The 2,368-nt window shown below is 28.3% G+C and carries 2 protein-coding genes; both read right to left on the bottom strand.

Translation table 11 applies throughout. From position 1 onward, the window contains the following. Positions 1-205: 205 nt before the first annotated feature. A complete protein-coding gene (locus FTT87_RS15700; protein WP_180175101.1) occupies positions 206-1,711 on the bottom strand; it encodes a site-specific integrase in 1,506 nt (501 codons plus the stop codon). Between the two features lie 173 nt (positions 1,712-1,884). Continuing rightward, positions 1,885-2,079 carry a DNA-binding protein gene (locus FTT87_RS15695; RefSeq protein WP_180175100.1) on the bottom strand — a complete coding sequence of 65 codons (195 nt, stop codon included), beginning with the start codon at positions 2,077-2,079 and terminating at the stop codon, positions 1,885-1,887. Between the last annotated feature and the right edge of the window lie 289 nt (positions 2,080-2,368).

The following is a 2,368-nucleotide window of genomic DNA, read 5'->3' as shown; positions in this document are numbered from 1 at the left end:
TCATGCACGTGTAGCAGTCCTCAACAGATTTACGGAATTAGGTCGACCACTTACCCAAGTTACGCCTTAAATTTGGCTCAATTAGGGGCGCTTTGCATTTCAAATCTTTGTGCAACAAAGCCGTTTCTTTATTTATACTAAGTGATTCGTTGATGGAGACTATATTGTATTTTCTCTCCTTAAAGTTATTTTTTACTATTTCCATCTATAAATCTCCAAATAATGAATTTTCTAGATATTCTTGGGTTTTATAAAATTCATTAGTTACATCTCGATAATTTAAATAATTAAGAGTTGTTTCAATATTGTCATGGCCCATAGCATTTTTTAATATTATTAAACATTGGTCTTTATCTAAATTGGCATTTACCAAAGCTTTTAAATAGTTCATACCAAATGTAGCTCTAAGATCATGGAAACTAAAATTAGGGAAATATTCATAATTTTCTTGAATTTTTTTTATAAGAGATGTTGTATTCTTAATTACAGATTCCCCTCTACGTATTGTTTCTTGTTTTCTGTTTATATCATTCTTAACATCAATTATCTCTTTCCGACTTGTATAGTAGGGAAGGCCTGATTTAGCGATAAAAACATACCCATCATCTGTAGCTCCATAATAATTTTTTGAAGCTCTTGCTTCCCATTCTTCTGAATTTATAAAATTATTTAATGCAATTATTAACTTATATGGAACTTCTAAGATTATTTCTTTATTTCTTTTTGTATCAATACCAGTATTTCCCCCTACTCGTAAATGAACTGCTTGTTTATGTGAATTGGATTTTTTTAACTGAGACATTAATGATTTAATATCTTTAACTCTCAATGTACAAATAGTTTGTAGTCTCGCACCAGTTGTTAGGGAAAAGTAACAAATTAACTGTAGTTGCCTATTGCTATTTCTATGAAGAAATTCTAGGAAATTTTTTTGCTGATTATCTGTCATAGGCCTTAATCTTCCATCATCATGAATGGCATCATAAAACACATTTTTTTTTTGTGTATTTATAGCAATATCTGAACTATTCACGATTTTTTGAAAATCAGAACCGAATTTATTATTTAAAGTTATTTTTTTCAATATTCTTTCAAAAGGTTCATTATCGAAATCCTTGCTTGTCATGAATCCATCTGTTAGTAGTCTGTTATAAAAATCTACGGTTCTATTTATTCTTCGGCTAGCAGTAGATTTATGGATTCTTCTTTCGTAAAATTCATTGAGAAGATAATTCCGATATAAGAAGGTTGCTCTCAGTTTATTAATTTTAGGGAAAGAAAAGAAACTAAGTTCATTTCTTACAATAAATTTATAATAATCTAATAAATCAATAGCAACAGATTTTAAGCTAGTTCCACTTATATCTGTGCTTGATAGCATGTAGCTAATAAAATATAGATTACCAAGTCTCCATATTTGTCCATTAGATTCTATGATTACAGGAAATTGAGCAACATAACTTTTTAAACCTTCATTATTTTTATCTCTACTTTCAAATATATATTTTTTGTTTTGAATTTTTTTTTCAACTTCATCTGTTTTCATATATCGTTTTAATGTGAATTTAGGAATAAACCTGATATGGGGTTCACAAATAATTTTAGCTACAGTTTCTCTAGAAAATTTAACGGTTTTCACAATTTCTCTATTGCTATGGACATTAAGTAAATAACTGTCGACTAATCTATTTTTTTCAATTGATGTATTCATAATACTCTGCCTCTGAATAAGAAAATGAGGCAGAAAGCGCTCTAAGCATTGATAAAAAAATCAATGTCTTTTAGAATAAATTTGTCTTGGACCAGCAAGTTAAAGACAAATTTATAAAGGCTCATGCAGCAATGTATGAGCCTTTATGCTTTCTGCAATTAAATAAAAATGATTTAATCCATATCTTTTTGTTCCTTAATTCTTAATTTAACAGCAATTCTATGGCTCTCACCACGTTGAGGTACTTTATTGTTTTTTAATATTCGGTATACAAGATCTGGAGAAAAATTATTATCTCTAGCCCACTTTGCTATAGAAACTCCTGATTGAGAAAAATCATCTCTAACTTGTGTGATTGATTTGATCATATTAGGTGAATTTTGAATAAATTTGATGAAAAAATATATTATAAGAATACAAAGGTCAAGTGCAAAAAAAGAATAGTGTAATATTATTGTTTATTATAATAATTTAAATAATAAGCCATTTATTAACTCATAATATTATCTGTAAATTAAATATCTTATTTATGTCAACGGCATTCTAAAATTGACCCCTTTTACCTTACAAATGGCAAAGTAAAATTGACCCCTTTGATCTCGTATTAAGTTTCAACCTGAGGCTGAATCCCTATTCTTTTTTTATCCTTCAAACGAT

It is taken from the genome of Acinetobacter sp. YH01022 (assembly GCF_013420235.1).
Taxonomy (GTDB): Bacteria; Pseudomonadota; Gammaproteobacteria; order Pseudomonadales; family Moraxellaceae; genus Acinetobacter.
Note: the sequence above shows the minus strand (reverse complement) of the source record. Positions and strands in the feature narration are given on the sequence as shown.

Excerpts from the sequence above, each read along its gene's own strand:
- FTT87_RS15700 (WP_180175101.1), bottom strand. The coding sequence starts at position 1,711 with ATGAATACATCAATTGAAAAAAATAGATTAGTCGACAGTTATTTACTT.
- FTT87_RS15695 (WP_180175100.1), bottom strand. The coding sequence starts at position 2,079 with ATGATCAAATCAATCACACAAGTTAGAGATGATTTTTCTCAATCAGGA.